This window comes from Aquabacterium sp. A7-Y (assembly GCF_026153205.1).
Taxonomy (GTDB): Bacteria; Pseudomonadota; Gammaproteobacteria; order Burkholderiales; family Burkholderiaceae_C; genus Caldimonas.
Map to the genome: position 1 here is coordinate 17058 of NZ_JAPFBW010000039.1, position 13234 is coordinate 30291.

Here is a 13234-nt window from a genome sequence, read left to right on the forward strand (position 1 = left end):
CCGATGTACATCGCCGTCAAGGGAGGCGCGGCCGCGATCGCCGCCTCGTGGCAGCTGCTGGACGCCGCGCGCAGGGGCGACCCGGCGCTGCGCGAACTCGAGGTCGCGCAGATTCGCGAGCAGCTCGGCCTGCTGGTCGACCGTGTGATGGCCGAGGGCTCGCTGTACGACCCGGAACTCGCCGCGCTGGCGCTCAAGCAGGCGCGTGGGGACGCGATCGAAGCCGCCTTCCTGATCCGTGCCTACCGCACCACGCTGGCGCGCTTCGGGTTCACCCAGGCGCTGGACACCGACCGCATGCGGGTGCAGCGCCGCGTCTCCGCGATCTTCAAGGACCTGCCCGGCGGGCAGCTGCTGGGCCCGACCTTCGACTACACCCAGCGCCTGCTGGACTTCGACCTGCTCGACACGCAGCGCGAGCCGGCACAGGCCGCAGCGCCGGCGGCGCCGGCCGCCGACACGCCCCCGGAGGTCGAGTCCGCCTTGTACCGCCTCGTCGAGGAGGGCCTGGTCGAAGCGGCGGCGCCCAGCCCCGGCGACCCCGAGCCCCCCGACATCACGCGCCAGCCGCCGGCCTACCCGATGCCGCGCACGGCCCGGCTGCAGATGCTGGCGCGCGCCGACGAGGGCTGGCTGCTGGGCCTCGGCTACTCCAGCCAGCGCGGCTACGCGAACACCCATCCCTTCGTCGGCGAGCTGCGTTTCGGCGCGGTGCCGGTCGAGGTGGTCCCTGACGAGCTCGGCTTCGCGATCGAGATCGGCGAGATCGAGCTGACCGACTGCCAGATGGTCAACCAGTTCGTCGGCAGTGCTGTGGCGCCGCCGCAGTTCACGCGCGGCCACGGCATCGCCTTCGGCCATGGCGAGCGCCGTGCGATGGCGATGTCGCTGGTCGACCGCCTGCTGCGCGCCGACGAGTTCGACGAAAGCCTCGAAAGCGCGGCCCAGCAGCAGGAGTTCGCGCTGCCGCACGGCGACAACGTCGAGGCCTCGGGTTTCGTGCAGCACCTGAAGCTGCCTCATTACGTGACCTTCGAATCCGAACTGCAGATGGTGCGCAGCTTGCGCCCCACCGGGGAGACCTCCGCATGAACAGCGGCTACAACTTCGCCTACCTCGACGAAGGCACCAAACGCATGATCCGCCGCGCGCTGCTGAAGGCGGTCGCGGTGCCCGGGTGCCAGGTGCCGTTCGGCTCGCGCGAGATGCCCCTGGCTTACGGCTGGGGCACCGGCGGCATCCAGGTGACCGCCGCCGTGCTCGGCCGCGGCGACGTGCTCAAGGTGATCGACCAGGGCTCCGACGACACCACCAACGCCGTCAACATCCGCCATTTTTTCGCGCGCACGACGGGGGTGGCGACCACCGAGCGCACCCGCGAGGCGACGCTGATCCAGACCCGCCACCGCATCCCCGAGGCGCCGCTGGCCGAAGGCCAGGTGCTGGTGTTCCAGGTGCCGCAGCCCGAGCCGCTCTACAAGCTGGAGCCGCGCCGCGCCGAGGCGACGCGCCTGCATGCCTACCGGGAATACGGCCTGATGCATGTGAAGCTGTACGAAGACCTGACGCACTGGGGGCGGCTGGACAGCAGCTACGACCACCCGGTGCTGGTGCACGGCCGCTACGTGATGTCGCCGTCCCCGATCCCGAGCTTCGACAACCCCAAGATGCACCGCATGCCCGCGCTGCAGCTGTTCGGCGCCGGCCGCGAGAAGCGCCTCTACGCGGTGCCCCCGTACACCGACGTGCGCAGCCTGGACTTCGAGGATCACCCCTTCGAGGTGCCCTTGCCCGCGCATGCCTGCGCGCTGTGCGGCAGCACCAGCAGCTGGCTCGACGAAGTTCCCGTGCCGGACGGTCCGGCGCTCTGGACCTGCTCCGACACCGACCACTGCCGCGAGCAACGGCAGCAGACCGAAGGAAACCCCCGATGACTGCCACTTCCCCCGTGACGGTGCGCGACGCCACTGTGCACGACGTGCCCAGCTTGCTGGAGCTGTATGAAAGCTCGGGCCTCGACCAGCCCGGCGACAACAACCCGGCGCAGGCCGTGTCGCACTGGTCCGAGCTGCGCAAGGCCGGCGCCCAGGTCCTGATTGCCGAAGACCGCGACGGCCGGCCGCTCGGGACCCTGACGCTGTTCATCCTGCCGCTGCTGGCCCACCGCGCCGCACCGGCCGCGCTCGTCGAGGACGTGGCCGTGCACCCCTCGGCGCAGGGCTGCGGCCTCGGTCGTCGCCTGGTGCACGAGGCGATGGAGCGCGCGCAGGCCGCCGGCTGCTACAAGCTCGCGCTGTCGTCCAATGAGCGTCGTGAAGCCTCGCACGCCTTCTACGACAGCCTCGGCTTCCAGCGCCATGGCTTCAGTTTTGTCGCAGCGCTCGGAGGTGCCCGGTGAGCCCGCAGGACCAGGCGCTGCTGCGCGTCGAGGCAGTGAGCCACCGTTTCGCGGCGCCCGGCGCCGCGGGTCGGTGGGCGGTGCGGGAGGCAGCCCTGTGCTTGTACCCCGGCGAGGTGGTCGCGATCGTCGGCGAATCGGGCTCGGGCAAAAGCACCTTGCTGAATTGCATTGCCGGCCGCATCGCTCCGGCCGAGGGTCAGGTCCACTACCGCGCCGCCGACGGCCGCTGGGTCGACGTGCACGGCCTGCCCGAGCGCGAGCGCCGCGAGCTGGCGCGCACCGAATGGGGTTTCGTCGAACAGCACGCCGCCGAGGGCCTGAGGATGAACGTCAGCGCCGGCGCCAACGTCAGCGAACGACTGATGGCCCTCGGGCAACGGCACCACGGCCACCTGCACGCAAGCGCACAGGCGTGGATGCGGCGCGTCGAGCTGGACCCGGCCCGCGTCGACGACAGCCCGCGCAACTTCTCGGGCGGCATGCGCCAGCGCCTGCAGATCGCCCGCAACCTCGTGACACGGCCGCGCCTGGTGCTGATGGATGAACCAACCTCCGGCCTCGACGTGTCGGTGCAGGCGCGTCTGCTCGATCTGGTGCGCCTGCTGGTCGCTCGCATGCACCTGTGCGCGCTGATCGTCACGCACGACCTCGGTGTCGCGCGCCTGCTCGCGCACCGCACGCTGGTGATGCGCGAGGGCCGCATCGTCGAGCAAGGCCTGACCGACCGTGTGCTCGACGATCCCCAGCACCCCTACACCCAACTGCTCGTCTCCTCGGTGGTGATGCCATGACGCCTCCCGTGCTTCGCGTGCGCGACCTGCGCAAGACCTTCACGCTGCACCTGCGCGACGGCCTGCGGCTGCCGGTGCTGCAGGGGGTCTCGTTCGAGGTCCACGGCGGCGAATGTGTCGCGCTGGTGGGCCCGTCCGGGCAGGGCAAGTCCACCTTGATGAAGTGCCTGCATGGCAGTTATGGTGCGGACGGCGGCGAGGTGCTGCTGTCTCGCGACGACGGATCGACGCTGGACCTGGCGAGCGCGACGCCTCAGCAGGTGATCGCGGTGCGGCGCCGGGAGCTGGCCTATGTGAGCCAGTTCCTGCGTGTGGTGCCGCGCGTGCCGGCGCTGGACGTGGTGGCCGAGCGCCGTGTCGACGCCGACCCGGCGGCAGCGAGCCTCGACGAAGCCGGCCACGAGCGCGCGCTCGCGGCCGCCCGCGAGGAGGCCGCCGCGCTGCTGGAGCGCCTGCAGGTGCCGCGTGGCTTGTGGGAGCTGCCGCCGGCGACGTTTTCGGGCGGCGAACAGCAGCGTGTCAACATCGCCCGTGGTTTCATCCAGCCGGCGCGGCTGCTGCTGCTCGACGAGCCGACCGCGTCGCTCGACGCGGCGAACCGCCGGGTGGTGATCGGATTGATCGAAGAAGCGAAACACCGTGGCAGTGCCGTCGTCGGCATCTTCCACGACGAAGAGGTGCGCGACGCTGTCGCGACCCGTTGCATCAGCGTGAGGCACGAAGCATGAATTCGAACGAGACCCTCCTGAACAACGCCCGCCTGGTGCTCGGCAACGAGGTGCTGACAGGCCATGTGGTGCTGCGCGACGGCCGCATCGCCGCGATCGGCCGCGGCGCGAGTGTTTCCCCGGCGGCCGTCGACCTGGACGGCGACCTGCTGCTGCCCGGCCTGGTCGAGGTCCACACCGACAACCTGGAGCGCCACGTGATGCCGCGTCCGCGCGTCAACTTCCCGATGCAGTCGGCGCTGCAGGCCCACGATGCCGAGATCGCCTCGGCCGGCATCACGACCGTGCTCGACGCGATCGGCGTCGGCGACCCCTATGGCGACGGCTTCCGCTCGCGCGACCAGAGTGCGCTGCTCGAGGTGCTGGACCGCCTGGAGGCGGCCGGTGCGCTGCGCGCCGAGCACCTGATCCATGTGCGCTGCGAACTGCCGGCCGAGAACGCGCAAGCGCTGTTCGATGCGTTTTCACGCAGCCGGCGGCTGCGCCTGATCTCGCTGATGGACCACACGCCCGGACAGCGCCAGTGGACCGATATCGAGCATGCCCGCGTCTACTACACCGGCAAGAAGGGCTGGAGCGACGCGCGTTTCGACGAGGAAGTGCGTGTCGCCCCCGAGCGCCAGGCACGTTACGCGACGCCGAACCGCGCCTGGTTCACCGCTTTTGCGCGCGAACGCGGCATCGCGCTGGCGACCCACGACGACACGACGCTCGCGCACGTCGACGAGGCCCAGGCCCTCGGCGCCACCATGAGCGAGTTCCCCACCACGCTGGAGGCCGCACGCCATGCGCGTGCGCTGGGCCTCTCGACGGTGGCCGGCGCGCCCAACGTCGTGCGCGGCGGATCGCATTCCGGCAACGTGTCGGCCATCGCGCTCGCCAGCGCCGGCGTGCTCGACGCGCTGTCGTCCGACTACGTACCCTCCAGCCTGCTGCAGGCCGCCTGGAAGCTGCAGCAGGACGCGGGCTATTCGCTGCCTGAAGCGGTGCGTGTCGTCAGCCGGGCGCCAGCCTTGGCCTGCGGCCTGGGCGACCGCGGCGAGATTGCGGTCGGCCTGAAAGCCGACCTGGTCCGTGTCGTCGAGGTCGACGGCCTGCCGTCGGTGCGCGAGGTGTTCCGCGACGGGCGGAGGGTGGCATGACGGCCGTGTGGCGCGATGCCGTGCACGACCTGCGCGGCGTCGAAGCAGTGCGGCCGCGCCGTGCTGCGCTCGGGCCACACAGCGATGCGAGCATCGACGGCGCGGCCTACGATGCGGCGCTGCCGGACCGGCAGCGCGAGACGCTCTACTGAAACGCGCGACAAGCGCTGCTCATCAGCGCGGCTTGCGGCACCTGGTCGAGAGCCTCCCTTCCTACCCGAGCTTCATGGCTGCGTTGTGACATCTCCCTCCGCGCGGGGCGACCAGGTTAGGGATAGGGTCCGCACATTTCCTTGCCCAGAATGCCGCCACTCGAACTCGAACGCTCCGCGCAGGACAGTCGAGATCCGCGCAGCCTCGCGAGTCAAGGAAGGGACGGTTATGCCACGCGTCATGGACATCAGCACGCCTCTGGGGGAGGACGTTCTGTTGTTTCGCTCGATGAACGCCAGCGAGGAGCTGGGGCGATTGTTCGAGCTCCGCATCGAGCTTCTGTCCGAGCGCGACGACATCGACCCTGACGATCTGCTCGGCAAGAAGGTCACGGTCCGGCTCGAGCTGCCCGCCGGCGTGCGGCGCTGCTTCAACGGCTACGTCACGCGCTTCGGCCTGAGCGGGCATGTGGGCCGCTACCACCGCTATCGCCTGACGGCGCGACCCTGGCTGTGGCTGCTGACGCGCAACAGCGATTGCCGCATCTTCCAGAACCAGTCGGTGCCGGACATCCTGCAGGAGATCTTCGACAAGTACCCGTCGGCCGCGGTCGAGAACCGCCTGACCGGCAGCTACCGCCCCAAGGACTATTGCGTCCAGTACCGCGAGACCGACTTCAACTTCGTCAGCCGGCTGATGGAGCAGGAGGGCATCTACTACTTCTTCGAGCATCAAGAGGGCCGACACACCCTGGTCCTGGCCGACGGACCGGGGGCACACCAGCCCTTCGACGGCTACCACAGCATTCCCTTCATCCCGCCGGGTCGCCGCAGCCGGCTCGACCAGGATCACGTCGACGAGTGGAGCGTCTCGCGCGAGATCCAGCCGGGGGCCTTTGTCCTCGACGACTTCGACTTCGAGAAGCCGAGCGCGGACCTGCGCGCCTCCACGCGACGCCAGCGCCGGCATGCCGAGGCGGGTGGCGAGTTCTACGACTATCCGGGCGACTACCGCGACGCTGACGACGGCGAACACTATGCGCGGGTGCGGCTGGAGGAGTTGCAGGCCCGCCATGAAGGCATCGAGGGCGCGGGCAACGCGCGCGGTATCGCCGTGGGGTCGGTATTCAGGCTGACCGGTCAGGCGCGCGGCAGCCAGCAGCGCGAGTACCTGGTAACCCGCACGGCGCTGGAGCTGGGGACCAACGAGCACGAGTCGCGCGAAACGCCAGAGCCCGGCGCCGGCTTGCGCTGCAGCTTCGGGGTGCTCGACAGCCGCGAGAGCTTCCGCCCCCAGCGGCTCACGCCCAGGCCGGTGGTGCAGGGGCCCCAGACCGCGATCGTGGTCGGGCCCTCCGACGACGAGATCCACACCGACGCGTACGGCCGCGTGAAGGTCCAGTTCCATTGGGACCGCCGCGGCGGGTCCGACGAGAACAGCTCCTGCTGGGTGCGTGTTTCGCATCCCTGGGCCGGCAAGAACTTCGGCATGATCGCGATCCCCCGCATCGGCCAGGAGGTCATCGTCGATTTTCTGGAAGGCGATCCGGACTGCCCGGTGGTGACCGGCCGGGTCTACAACAAGGAGCACATGCCGCCCTGGACGCTGAACGAGCACAAGACCCGCAGTGGCATCGTGACCCGTTCGAGCGAGGGCGGGTCGAGCAGCACCGCCAACGAGCTGCGTTTCGAGGACAAGAAGGGCGAAGAGGAGATCTTCGTCCACGCCGAGCGACAGCTGCGTACCGAGGTGGAGGCGGCCGAACTGCGTGACGTCGGCGCGGACCGCACCACCGCCATCCACGGCAACGACCGCCTCACCGTGGACAAGTCGCGCTACGAGCATGTCAAGGGCGACTTCCGCGATCTGCTGGTGGACCAGCTGAGCGTGCGGCGTATCGGCGCCGGCGAGATCGAGGAGATCACCGACGGCCTGAAGACCACCATCAAGACCGGAGGGCACGAGCACACCGTCAGCGCCGGCGGTCAGACCCTGGAGATCACCGGCGGCTTGAAGACCACCGTCAAGACCGGCGGCCAGACGCACACGGTCGATGCCGGCGGCCAGACCATCAAGGTCACCGGCAATGTCAAGGAAGACGTCATCGGCCGCATCGACCAGAGCGCGAGCCTGGGCATCGGCATCACGACGCCGCAGGCCTATTCCTTGAAGGCGGACGGTGGGGTCACGATCAACGCACCGTCGCTGACCTTGCTCGGTGGCGCCACCGTATCGGGCGCGACGCCCAAGGCGTCCTGGTGGACCGGCTACGACGGCCGGGTGATCGGCGCGGTCACCCGGCTGACGCTGCTGAGCTACGAGGCCAAGCTGGTGACGCTGGAAACCAAGGGCCTGAGCATGCTGGGCGTGACCTACAAGAGCGAGCACATCGGCATCAAGGAAAAGAAGGCCATGATCGACAAGGCGACCACGGCGCTGGAGCTGAAGAACATCGCGTCGGCGGTCAAGCAGGGCGCGATCGCCTTGTCCAAGTACTCCACCTTCATCGTGATCTGAGCGCCCCATGAAGATCGATCCCCTGTTTGTCGTGCCCGCCCTGGTCGCCGTGCTGGTGCTGAGTTGGCTGTTCTACGACAGCGCCCGCACGCAGCGCCGCGAGCAGCAGTTGCGCGAGGCCGGCACCCGGGCTCGCGTGCGGGTCGTGTCGGCGTCGCAGACCGGCCACTGGGTCGCCAACAACCCGGAGCTGGCCCTGCAACTGGTGCTGAGCGAGCCGGGCCGGCCCGAGCGCGAGCTGTCGGTGCGGCACGTGATCCCGGTGCAGGCCGCCGGCCTTCTGGTGCCCGGTGCGGTGCTGCAGGTGCGGCTCGATCCGCACCAGCCGGATGTGTTCGTGTTCGACGAGCCCTGGGCCGTCGCCGCGTCCGGGTTGCGGTAGCGGGGCGCCATGAGGGTACTCAAGCCGCAGTGCCTGTCGGTGCTGCACCGCTGTTTCGAACGCCAGCGCCGGGCCTACCTGGGCGTCGCTGTGGTCGGTTTTGTCCCGCTCGGCGAAGAGCCCGCCTTGCTGCCGGAGCAGGAGCTGTGGCAGCTGGTGCCGCCGCTGCTGGGCGACACGCCACTCGACGCTGCCATGCCCAAGTACGGCGCCGAATTCCTTGTCTCGGGCGACGCCTGCGCGCCCGGCGGCGAGCCGGTGGCAGGGCTGGAGACCCGCGTCCGGCTCGGCGGCCTGAGCAAGACGCTGCATGTGTTCGGCACGCGACGCTGGGAGGGCCGCGCGTTCAGCCAGCCCGAGCCCTTCGTCCGCATGCCGATGGGCTGGGAGCAGGCCTACGGCGGGCCGGACTTCGAGCTGAACCGGCAGGGGCGCGGCCGTGCGCCGGTGACGACCGCGGCCGGCCGGGTGCATGAGCTGCCGCAGGTCGAATACCCCGCGCAGCCCAGCGTCGCGCCGAACCAGGCGATCGCGCCGGCCAGCTTCGGCCCGCTGGGACCGATGTCGCCGCAGCGCAAGCGCTTCGACGGCAGCTACGATGCGGCGTGGATGCAGCAGGACTTCCCGGGCACGCCCGCCGACCTCGACTGGCGCTATTTTTGTGTCGGCAGCGAGGACCAGTGGCAGAGCTGCGCGTTCAGCGGCGACGAAACGCTGGAACTGGTTCACCTGCACCCGGACCGGCCGCGCATCACCGGCCGGCTGCCCGGCGTGTGCCCGGTGGTCGTGGTGCGCGACAAGGGCATGGCGGTCGGCATGGGGCGTTTCCTGGAGTGTCGCCTGTCCACCGTCTGGTTTTTCCCCAACCAGTTGCGGGCGGCGCTGATCTGGCACGCCTTGATGCCGGTCGCCGACGAGTTTGCCGACCAGGTCGAGTTGATGTGCGTCGGGGCCGAATGGCTGGGCCAGCCGCGCCCACGCGAACAACACTACCTGCAGGCGATCTCAGAGCGCCTCGACGAGGAGCACGGCGCCTTGCGCACGCTCGACGACACCGACCTGCTGCCGGCCGGCCTGGCGGTGCCGAACGAGTCGCTGGCGCGCTTCGAAGCGCTGCTGAAGAGTTCCGGCATCGGTCTGCAGCGCCACCAGGACAAGCTGCGCAGCGAGACCGAGCGCCTTGAAAGCGAGCTGCAAAGCGTGCTGGGCGAGCAGGCACTTGCCGAGGCACGGCAACGCCAGGCCGAGGCGCTCGTAGCCTTGCAGGCCCCCGACCTGTCGGCCGGACTGCCCGGCGACACCCGATCCTTGATCGCCTGGGCGCGCCGGCCGTCGCTGCAGCGCGGGGCTGCGCTCGAGCAACTGCAGCAGCAGGCGCGCGATGGCGTGCTCGACGACGTGCACCAGGTGCTGAGCGGCGCGGGTTTCGAGACCTCGGTGCTGGCGCCGTTCCGGGACCGGCTGGCGGGCGGACCGGGGGCGGGGCAGCCGCTGCCCAGCCTGACCCAGCTCCTGCGCGACGTCGAGCGCCCGCTGAGCGAGCTGCCGGCACCGCACGCCGGGCAGCTGGCGCCCGCTTCACCCATCACGACCGAGATGCGTGAGCGGGCTGCGCAAGCCGATGCGAAGATGCAGCCGCTGTGGCGTGCCGCGGCCCATGTGCGGGAGACACCACCCCCGGTCGACGCAGGCACCGCCGAGCGCTGGCGGCACAGCGCGGCGCAGCTCAAGGCACAGGGCAAGAGCTTCGCGGGGCTGACACTGCTTGGCGCGGACTTCCGCCAGATGGACCTGTCGGGGGCCGATTTCAGTGGCGCAACCCTGGACGGCGCCGACTTCAGCGGCGCCGGCCTGGCGGGGGCCTGTTTCGACCGTGCATCGCTCGCGCATGCGCGTTTCGTGCAGGCGCGCTTGCAGGGCGCCAGCTTTGCCGAGGCCAACCTCGGCAAGAGCGATCTGAGCCGGGCGCTGTGCCTGCAGAACAGCTTTCGTGGCGCCAACCTCACGCAGGCGGTCCTGGCACAGGCGCAGCTCGACGAGAGCGTGTTCGAAGGTGCCAGCTTGCTGGAGACCGACCTGTCGGGTGTGCGACTCGTTTCGGCCCGTCTCGACCATCTGGTCTTGCTGCGTTGCAGGCTGGGCGCCGCCTCCCTGGTGGGCGCCCATCTGAACAAAACCTCCTTCATCGAGTGCGAGGCGGCCGGTGCGGTGTTCGCGCAGGCCGGGCTCGCGTCGGCCGACTTCGTCAACTGCCGACTGGACGGCGCGGTGTTCGATGGCGCCGAGGCCGACAACGTGCGATTCGTGCACCACTGTTCGCTGGTCAAGGCCAGCTTCCGGGGCGCCGTGATGCGGCGCGCCAGCCTGCGTGGCCTGGCCCTGGAAGGGGCCGATTTTCAGCGCTGCCGCCTGGACGGCGCCGATCTGGGCGACAGCCGCTGCGCCGGTGCCGACTTCAGCCGCGCCAGCCTGAGCGAGGCGCTGCTCGCCAAGGCGGGCCTGCAGGGTTGCCGCTTCGTCGCGGCCAACCTGATGCGTGCGATCTTGCAGCACGCCCAACTGCAGCGAGCCGATCTGCGCGACAGCAACCTGTTCGCGGTCGACCTCGCGCGCATCGATAGCGACGAGCACACCCGCTGGGAGCGCGCCTACACCGCCAAGGTGCGCACCCTGCCGGCGCTCAAGGTGCTGCCGCCCGGCAGCGGACCGGCGTGAAGGACCGTGCGATGGACATCGAGCAACTGAAGGCGAAGATCGCGGCCGCCGAGCCGGTCATGGACCTCCGGCTGTCGGGTCTCGCGCTGGCCGGGCGGGACCTCTCGGCAGCGGTGTTCATGCGCTGCGACTTCTCGGGCTGCGACCTGTCGGGCGCGTTGTTGCGCGAGGCCTCCCTGGTCGAATGCCATCTCACCGGGGCCACCCTGCGGCAGGCCAACCTGCACCTCGCCACGCTGCACCAGTGCGACGCCACGGGGGCCGAACTGGGCGGCCTGTACGCACCCGGCGCGTCGTTCACCGAATCGGTGCTGGCGCGCTCTCACTGGACCGGTGCCGATCTGGAGTTCGCGAATTTCGCGAAATGCGACTTCGCCGATGCCGAGCTGTCGGGGGCCAAGCTGGAGCAGGTGTCTTTCCTGGAGTGCGGATTCGCCGGCAGCGTTTTGCAGGACACGGTGCTGAACGCCACCGTGTTCTACCGGGCCGACCTGCGCGGTGCGCACTTTGGCACGCCGCGCGGCGATCAGGGCGTCTTCGTCGCCTGCCAGCTGGCTGGCCAACGCTGGGCGGGGGCGCAGTGGAGCCGCTCGCAGTTCATGGAGGCGGACCTGACGGGCGCCGACCTGAGCGGCGCCCGCCTGGGCAACTGCAATTTCAAGGGGGCGCTGCTCCAGCAGGCCTGCCTGCAGGGCGTCGATGCGCCGCAGACCCTGTGGCTGGAAGCGCAGCTCGAGGCCTGCGACTTTTCGGATGCGCGCCTGCCGCAGTCGGTCTGGACCGGCGCATACGCCGTCCGCGCCTGCTTCTCGCGCGCCGTGTTGACCGAATCGGTGCTGCAGCGAGGCCGCTTCGAGGCCTGCCGCTTCGACGGCGCCGACCTGCGCTATGCCGATTTCGCGCATGCCGTGCTGACCGGCAGCGAGTTCGACGGCGCCGACCTGTTCCGCGCCGGCCTGCGCGGGGTGCAGGCCGGGCGGACGCGGGGCCTGGACCGGGCCAGGGCTGCGCCCGACGATCCTGAAACCGTGAAGGCCGAATCGTGGCTGGCGCCACAGTGAGCCGGGATGCAAGCCCGGTGGGAGAAACACAGATGAACGAGCCGCAACAGGTGCCGACGAAACGTCGAGACGGCCCGCCGGCCACGATGCCACCGGAGTCCCAGGGGAGGGCGCCGTCCGGGCTCACGCAGGGCGTGATCCAGCAGGTGGGCGAGGTCGAGCGGGTCTCCGAGTCGGAGCCGGCGCAGTGCCGCGTGACGGTCTCGACCCCGGCCGGCCTGCGCCAAGCCGGGCTCGCGACCTCCTGCCTGACCGTGCCGGCGCCCGGCGACGTCGTGTTGCTCGCCGGCTGGGACGAGCAGCTGTACGTGCTGGCCGTGCTGGCGCGCGGCTCGGCCGAGCCGTTGGTGCTGCGCACCGAACGCGACACCACCTGGGTGGTGCAGGGCGGTCTTGCGGTGCAGGCGAGCGGGGCCGTCGACCTGGCCAGCGCGGGGCAGCTGCGCCTGGGGGCGGACCGCCTGAGGCTGGAGGCCGAGCAGGTCGACCTCCTCACCGGGCGGCTGGGCATCGTCAGCCGCGTGGCCCAGTGGGTGGCCGAGGTGCTGGAGACCACCGCGACCTCGCTGCGCCAGGTCAGCCGGACCCACACCTTGCAGGCCCAGGGCTACCACCGCCAGGTCGATGAGCTGGAGTCGGCCCGGGTCGGCCACGTCGACCTGAGGGCCCGCGAGATGCTCAACATCCAGGCGCAGCACACGGTGATCAAGAGCCGCGAGCTGGTCAAGATCGACGGCAAGCAGATCCAGGTGGGGTGAGACCATGTTCGCCAACACCCAGATGGGTGGCATCGACTTCGCCTTCCCCGACGTGTGCCTGACCCCGATGCCGGTCCCCACGCCGGTGACCTATCCCAACGTGGCCGCGTCGCCGATGGGCGTCGGCGCCGCCTACCACGTGCTGCTCGGCGGCGCGCCGGCGCACCACCTCGGCACCACCATCCCGATGACCAACGGCGACAACGCCGGGGTGGCGCTGGGGGTGGCGTCCGGCATGGTGATGGGGCCGAGCCGCCACCTGACGGCCGCCTTCACCGTGCTGTTCGGCGGCATGCCGGCCACGCGGCTGACCAGCACGTCGCTGCAGAACAGCACCAACGCGCCCGGCATGCGGGTCGCGCCGAGCCAGGTCAAGGTCTTGCTGTTGGCGCCCTGAGAGACTGCACGGCAGAGAGCGTGGCCCGGTGGGCGGGCTGAGAGGCCGGGAAGGAAAGGTAGGCCGGTGCTGGGCCGATCAAGTGAGTCAGGGGCATAGGGCCCTCTTCCTGGTCGCGGAAACAATTGCAGTTGACAGCGCGAACGCCCGGGCGCCATACAGGCTGCGAGTGAAGCTCCCCGACACGCC

The 13234-nt window shown here is 70.2% G+C and carries 13 protein-coding genes; all 13 read left to right on the plus strand.

Annotation, left to right across the window (positions count from 1 at the left end; genetic code table 11):
- Positions 1–3 precede the first annotated feature (3 nt).
- The 13 genes from OOT46_RS26320 (at position 4) to OOT46_RS26380 (ending at position 13045) form a co-directional block, all read left to right on the plus strand.
- Positions 4–1092 carry a carbon-phosphorus lyase complex subunit PhnI gene (locus OOT46_RS26320; RefSeq protein ID WP_265406599.1) on the plus strand — a complete coding sequence of 363 codons (1089 nt, stop codon included), beginning with the start codon at positions 4–6 and terminating at the stop codon, positions 1090–1092.
- Positions 1089–1934: an alpha-D-ribose 1-methylphosphonate 5-phosphate C-P-lyase PhnJ gene (locus OOT46_RS26325; protein ID WP_265406600.1), complete on the plus strand. Its 846-nt coding sequence runs from the start codon at positions 1089–1091 to the stop codon at positions 1932–1934. Before OOT46_RS26320 ends, OOT46_RS26325 begins: the two co-directional genes overlap by 4 nt.
- A complete protein-coding gene (locus OOT46_RS26330) occupies positions 1931–2398 on the plus strand; it encodes a GNAT family N-acetyltransferase (RefSeq protein ID WP_265406601.1) in 468 nt (155 codons plus the stop codon). The genes OOT46_RS26325 and OOT46_RS26330 overlap by 4 nt, the downstream gene beginning before the upstream one ends.
- Complete coding sequence (gene phnK / locus OOT46_RS26335) at positions 2395–3192, plus strand: phosphonate C-P lyase system protein PhnK (RefSeq protein WP_416136258.1); 798 nt, start codon at positions 2395–2397, stop codon at positions 3190–3192. Before OOT46_RS26330 ends, phnK begins: the two co-directional genes overlap by 4 nt.
- The gene (gene phnL, locus OOT46_RS26340) at positions 3189–3920 is read left to right on the plus strand and encodes a phosphonate C-P lyase system protein PhnL (protein ID WP_265406602.1); all 732 of its coding nucleotides are present in this window, start codon (positions 3189–3191) and stop codon (positions 3918–3920) included. The genes phnK and phnL overlap by 4 nt, the downstream gene beginning before the upstream one ends.
- Complete coding sequence (locus OOT46_RS26345) at positions 3917–5062, plus strand: alpha-D-ribose 1-methylphosphonate 5-triphosphate diphosphatase (RefSeq protein WP_265406603.1); 1146 nt, start codon at positions 3917–3919, stop codon at positions 5060–5062. Before phnL ends, OOT46_RS26345 begins: the two co-directional genes overlap by 4 nt.
- The gene (locus OOT46_RS26350; protein WP_265406604.1) at positions 5059–5214 is read left to right on the plus strand and encodes a hypothetical protein; all 156 of its coding nucleotides are present in this window, start codon (positions 5059–5061) and stop codon (positions 5212–5214) included. Before OOT46_RS26345 ends, OOT46_RS26350 begins: the two co-directional genes overlap by 4 nt.
- Positions 5215–5443: 229 nt before the next feature.
- Positions 5444–7732: a type VI secretion system Vgr family protein gene (locus OOT46_RS26355; RefSeq protein ID WP_265406605.1), complete on the plus strand. Its 2289-nt coding sequence runs from the start codon at positions 5444–5446 to the stop codon at positions 7730–7732.
- A gap of 7 nt (positions 7733–7739) precedes the next feature.
- Positions 7740–8114 (plus strand): hypothetical protein, encoded by a 375-nt coding sequence (locus tag OOT46_RS26360; RefSeq protein ID WP_265406606.1) that lies wholly within the window; start codon positions 7740–7742, stop codon positions 8112–8114.
- Positions 8115–8123: 9 nt separating this feature from the next.
- On the plus strand, positions 8124–10829 hold the full coding sequence (locus OOT46_RS26365; RefSeq protein WP_265406607.1) for a DUF2169 family type VI secretion system accessory protein: 2706 nt from the start codon (positions 8124–8126) through the stop codon (positions 10827–10829).
- An 11-nt stretch (positions 10830–10840) separates the two neighbouring features.
- Positions 10841–11890 (plus strand): pentapeptide repeat-containing protein, encoded by a 1050-nt coding sequence (locus tag OOT46_RS26370; RefSeq protein ID WP_265406608.1) that lies wholly within the window; start codon positions 10841–10843, stop codon positions 11888–11890.
- A 32-nt stretch (positions 11891–11922) separates the two neighbouring features.
- Positions 11923–12648 carry a DUF3540 domain-containing protein gene (locus tag OOT46_RS26375; RefSeq protein ID WP_265406609.1) on the plus strand — a complete coding sequence of 242 codons (726 nt, stop codon included), beginning with the start codon at positions 11923–11925 and terminating at the stop codon, positions 12646–12648.
- Positions 12649–12652: 4 nt separating this feature from the next.
- Positions 12653–13045, plus strand: a complete 393-nt coding sequence (locus OOT46_RS26380) for a DUF4150 domain-containing protein (protein ID WP_265406610.1) — start codon at positions 12653–12655, stop codon at positions 13043–13045.
- Positions 13046–13234: the final 189 nt, after the last annotated feature.